Origin of the sequence: Aquabacterium parvum, from assembly GCF_001447195.1 — a bacterium.
Lineage (GTDB): Bacteria > Pseudomonadota > Gammaproteobacteria > Burkholderiales > Burkholderiaceae_C > Aquabacterium > Aquabacterium parvum.
Genome location: NZ_LFRI01000455.1, coordinates 1 through 4,645 on the forward strand (window position 1 = coordinate 1; position 4,645 = coordinate 4,645).

Below are 4,645 nucleotides of genomic sequence, written 5' to 3' on the forward strand. Positions count from 1 at the left end.
CGAACAGGGTGGGTATCACGGTTACTGGAGCTTTGAAGCCGGTGCCGCCGTGATCTTGCTTGGCATCGAAGACGACAGCAGCTTGCACAAGTACCTGTATTACCCAAAGGACTTGGTCGCATGGTGTCGAGAGCATTGCAGCCTATCTGAACCGGACGGGTCCCAGGGTATCCGGCTGCGCTGTGAAGCCGACCAACCCTGCCCCCGCGACGGCGAATGGGAAACCCCCGCCCAAGCCAACAGCCGCCGCCGTTTCACGCAAGGTGAGGTGATGCCCAGCGTCGCAGCCGACTATGGTCAAACGATCTGGCAATGGGTTGGGGGCTGATCGACCAAGACATCAAGAGCCTGGCCAGGCATGGGCGAGCCGGTCGGGCCGATCGAGCGTTTCGCCAAGCCGCTGCAGCGCCTGGACAACCTGCCACCTTCGAGCTGATCGACCACGATGGGCGCGGCCTGGGCACAGACCGCCGCTTCGCCGCCTTCGCCATCACCCACGAGATGGCCAACAACCTGGGCACGCAAGCCGCACAAATCCTGCGCGCCACCGACGTCGAACAAGGCAGCTACCGCAACCGATTCAGCGCCGCCCCCGCCGCGCTGCGCCTGCTGCCCTGGGCCCCGGCCTTCGCCTTGTCCGAGGCCCCGGGCCCCCTGCACGCCCAGGTCATGACCCACGGCGAAGACCCCATCCACGCCGACCGCGACGGGCGCGTGCGCATCCAGTTCGCCTGGCAGCGCGGCGACAACCCCCTGGCCGGCGCGCTCAACGGCCCCAGCACCCCGGCAGGCGCGGCCACCGGCCACGCCCCGGGCGACGCCACCAGCGGCACCTGGGTGCGCGTGGCCCAAGGCGTCGCCGGCCCCGACTGGGGCGCGCTGTTCACACCCCGCCCGGGCTCCGAGGTGCTGGTCGACTTCATCGACGGCGACATCGACCGCCCCATCATCGTCGGCCAGGTGCACAACGGACCGCACGAGCTGCCCTGGCCCGCAGGCGTGGACGCCGGCGTCAACCACCCCGGCACCATCGCCGGCTGGCACCACCCGCACCTCGACGGCCAAGGCGCCAACCAATGGGTGGTGGACGACGCCACCAGCCAGCTGCGCATGCGCCTGGCCAGCCATTCCGGCGCCACCGGCCACAGCGAACTCACGCTGGGTCACCTGATCCAGCAAAGCGGGCGGGGCGGCTCGGGCGCGGCCCAGCGCGGCGCCTGGCTGGGCGAAGGCTTCTATGGCCACACCGAAGGCTGGGCCGTGGTGCGCGCCGGCGAAGGTCTGCTGCTGAGCACCACCGCGCGCCCTGCGCAAGGCGCCAGCGTTGCCCGCACCCAGATGGACGCGGCAGAAGCCGTGGGCCAGCTCAAGGCCGCACAGCAACTGGGCGACACGCTCGCGCAAAGCGCGCGGCAACAAGGCGCCCACGGCCTGCACAGCCACGAGCCCGGCCAGGCCTGGGCCCAGCACACCGAGGCCATGGACCCGAGCGCGCAAGGCCGCTACGCGGGCGCCGTGGGCGGCCAGGACGCTCGCCAGGCCCGAGCTGGCAGCCGCGACCTGGGTGACCCGGTCGAGCGCTTCGCCAAGCCGCTGCTGCACCTGGACACGCCTACATCCGCCGCCTGGGTCACGCCCGCGAGCATCCACCTTTGGAGTGGGCAAGACCAAAGCATCAGCGCCCAGGGGGACGTGCACCTGACAGCCGCGCACACCGTCAGCAGCGTCAGCGGCCAGACCACCAGCCTGTACACGCACGCAGGCGGCATCAAGGCCATCACCGCCAACGCGGCCTTGAGCGTGCGCGCCCACACCGATGCCCAGCAGGTCTGGTCTGAGCAAGACCTGACGGTGCAGAGCACCACCGACGAGGTGCGCATTCAAGCGTCAAAGAGCATCACGCTCACGGCGGGGCAAAGCCAGATCGTCATCGAGGGCGGCAACATCACCTTCACCTGCCCGGGGACGTGGACGGTCAAGGGGGCGAGTCATGATTGGTTGGGGGGGGGGAGTGGAGCCGCCGAGATGGCTCGCATGCCGGACAGCCGAGTACACCTCTTCGATGAGGCTTTTGTGCTCAAAGACCCGACTGGTCAGCCGCTTGCAGACTTGCCGTTCAAGATCAAGACGGCTGCTGGCTACGTTTACGGGTCTTCGTCTGAAACAGGGTTCACTCAACGCGTGGGAACCGAAGCCAGTGAAACGTTGCGCATGGAGTTGCGCTGGTTTGAACTCGAATGAGCGGGGAATGACATGACCGTTGTTGACGCCAAAACGAACGAAAAAGAGCAGTCGTGTGTGGACGCGGTATGCAATTGCGACACGATGTGGTCGCTGGCACAGCAGTTCTGTGTAGAGCGACTGACCGTTGGTACGGGTGAACAAAAAGGTCGACTGATTGAAGATCTTGAAGTTCGAGCCAAGCGAATTGCTGCGACCTATGCACGCTTCTACCTTGAGCTTGAATCCGGCTGTAATCCAGCCAAGAAGGGGCGCTTTTACTGGATGGCCCTTGGAGCCTTTGCGAGCAAGACCGTTGCCTGCAGCTTGGCGTTGTACCGAGTGCAGGCTTTGAGGTGGGTTAACACCGCTCTTGGAAAAGGAAACATCTGGCTGTTTTGTGACATCAGTGGATGGCATTGGTACTACGCCCGGAACCCTGCATCGTTCCAAATGTGCTTGGAGAGTCGCAACGCGAGCACTTATGTGCCTGAGGTCAAGAAGGTTGTTGCTCGGCTGCCCTGGAGCGATGAGGCTCTACCCGTTATCAATCAGCTCAAGGTGTCCAGTCATGTGCGAGCCGGCTTTGCCAAGGTCGTTGAGTACGAGCGGCAGCAAGATGTTCAGCGCAAGAGGGCGATTCAGATGCAACATTTGCTCGATATTGCAAACCATGAGCAGGGGGTGATCTTGCAGCCCTTGATCTACGACGATCCCGTATTCGCTGCGTCGGTTTGGGCGCAGCGTGCGCCTGTTTTGAATTGGTTTAGTCCAAGCGTTGAGTTGCTGTTTACTCACGCTTGCTCAAGCGACGCCAACGATCTCAAGTCGATTCCACCGGCTGGGACTGAAATCGAAATGCTGGCTAGCCGCATGAAGTGGATTGAACGTGCGGCGGCACAGTTCCATGAGCTGATGATCAAGAAGGCCAGCTACATGGAGCGTGAGTTGCGTACGATGGCAGCCTGGGTTGATATGCCTGACGACTAGAGCGGATGGTTGCTGAACGTGAAAATTGAATGGATATGCGCGAGTGTTTTGTTGTTCTGGCTCGTCGGCTGCGAGCCGGCTCGACCGGGACCCTCGCATGAAGCTGAAAAGTTGAAGTTGGAGGAATCCAAAGTGTCGTCCCCCTTGATCATTCGCCTTGGCGAGACCGGTGAAGTTTTTCAAAAGCGCATCTCTTCCGGCGTCCGTGTGAACCGGCAACCTGCCGGCATCAACTTCTATGGGTTGGATTGGGACAAGGCGCCCTATGCCTGGGTGCGATTCGTTCAAGGCGACCACTCCATCGATGTTCATCATGTCAACGGAGCCCAAACTTCGGAGGATCTCGAGGTATTCAAAGAGGAGGGGTTCACCGAGTGGACCGTTCATGCGCTGCTGGATCCAAAGCAGGAAATCCAGCACGACGAAGCGGCGGCGCGCATTCACAAGTTGTTGCGGGCGGCCATGGATGCAGGGTGGAGGCAGTACGTTGATGGTGGGGACCCAAGGTTGCGTGGTCAAGATCGATTGAGCATTGTTCTCGAGGGCTCTGCTTGGGTCGGCTTGGATGCAAGACACGAGCCCTCTCTGGCGGACTGGATGAAAGTCCCCGACAGAACCCCTTGGAAGCTATGCGTGGAGGGCGCTTTCATGGAGGTGTCCTTTACCCGCCAGGCGTTGTCGAAGTCAGATGCTGACAAGGCTGTGTATCTCATGAAGTTCAACATCAAGTCGCAGAATGAATACCTGCGGAGCGGCGTTGAATCAGATCAATTGGCTAAGTGGCGCGAGGTGTTGCCCGCAGTTCTCAAGCGCGCTGCAGCCCAGCGAGCGGAGGAGGAGCGTGCGCTGCGCGCGCGAGGTTTCAAGATTGACGAAGGCTATGCCGACTCGTCATGCACGCGTTTCTGACCTGGGGCCTGTAAAGCCGCAGACGCCAGCCAAGGCGTGCCCGACGCTCAGGCCTCGCAGTAGCGAGGCGTCAACGCTGCTGGTGTTTTGCGGACCCTGCAACCAGGCATTGCCTGCGAGCAGCATGACCACGACGTTTTCGGTGCTAGCGCAGATCGTCGCATTGCTGTATCGGCCTTACTCACGAGATGGCGAGCGACCTAGGCACAAAGAGGTCCAGGACTACTCGTTGATAAACATGTGGCTGTACCAGCATCACACTTGCTCTGATTTGATTGACCTGGATCCAGGCACGGGTCGCTGGCGACATGTGCTTGATGAGGAGAAGCCGAAAGGCAAAGTGCTGGCTGATCTGCCAGTCCAAGGCAGTTACCTCGAAGAGAATGGCATGCGGTACTTCAAGTACTGGACCGACGACGGGCGCTTCGTGTTCTCGACATCGGACGGTTGTGGCATTGACATCTGTCGCAAGCACGCTGGTGGTCGGATCGAGATGTTGGTGCCAGGCTTGCATTGCGACATCGCA

The 4,645-nt window shown here is 61.9% G+C and carries 4 protein-coding genes and 1 pseudogene; all 5 read left to right on the forward strand.

Annotated features, from left to right (window positions below; all coding sequences use genetic code 11):
* Positions 1-328, forward strand: a 328-nt coding sequence (locus ABG80_RS23610; RefSeq protein ID WP_152987726.1) for a PoNe immunity protein domain-containing protein, incomplete at its 5' end; no start/stop codon positions are given.
* A complete protein-coding gene (locus ABG80_RS17835) occupies positions 313-2,241 on the forward strand; it encodes a DUF2345 domain-containing protein (RefSeq protein WP_058088960.1) in 1,929 nt (642 codons plus the stop codon). The genes ABG80_RS23610 and ABG80_RS17835, both read left to right, overlap by 16 nt.
* A gap of 12 nt (positions 2,242-2,253) precedes the next feature.
* A complete protein-coding gene (locus tag ABG80_RS17840; protein ID WP_058088961.1) occupies positions 2,254-3,210 on the forward strand; it encodes a DUF2515 family protein in 957 nt (318 codons plus the stop codon).
* A 9-nt stretch (positions 3,211-3,219) separates the two neighbouring features.
* The gene (locus ABG80_RS17845; protein WP_152987727.1) at positions 3,220-4,119 is read left to right on the forward strand and encodes a hypothetical protein; all 900 of its coding nucleotides are present in this window, start codon (positions 3,220-3,222) and stop codon (positions 4,117-4,119) included.
* A 124-nt stretch (positions 4,120-4,243) separates the two neighbouring features.
* Positions 4,244-4,645 (forward strand): annotated as a pseudogene (locus ABG80_RS17850) (hypothetical protein); the annotation flags it as partial.